This is a genomic window from Enterocloster aldenensis (genome assembly GCF_003434055.1).
GTDB lineage: Bacteria > Bacillota > Clostridia > Lachnospirales > Lachnospiraceae > Enterocloster > Enterocloster aldenensis.
This window is the reverse complement of record NZ_QVEX01000025.1, coordinates 1-312: the sequence shown is the minus strand read 5'-3', so window position 1 is coordinate 312 and position 312 is coordinate 1. Positions and strand designations below refer to the sequence as shown.

General features: G+C 41.3%; 2 tRNA genes. Both read right to left on the bottom strand.

The annotated features are described in order from the left end of the window. A tRNA-Glu gene (locus DWX59_RS26410) sits at positions 1–70 on the bottom strand. A 25-nt stretch (positions 71–95) separates the two neighbouring features. Further along, positions 96–168 (bottom strand) — tRNA-Asn (locus DWX59_RS26405). Positions 169–312 lie beyond the last annotated feature (144 nt).

The window sequence follows — 312 nt, the reverse complement described above, 5'->3', positions numbered from 1 at the left end:
ACCCCAAGGGGATTCGGACCCCTGTTACCGCCGTGAAAGGGCGATGTCTTAACCGCTTGACCATGGGGCCTTGCAAATAATTATATATAGAAAAACTCCCCGAGTAGGACTTGAACCTACGACAGCGCGGTTAACAGCCGCGTGCTCTACCGACTGAGCTATCGAGGAATATTAAAAGTGCTCTCCGAGTCTTTATTATACTTTATAATCAAAGATTCATCAAGTACCTTTTGAAGATATTGTATGAAACTTTTGCTGATTTTATGCAAAAATACATACCTTCAAAACCACATATTGAAAACCGAATTGAAC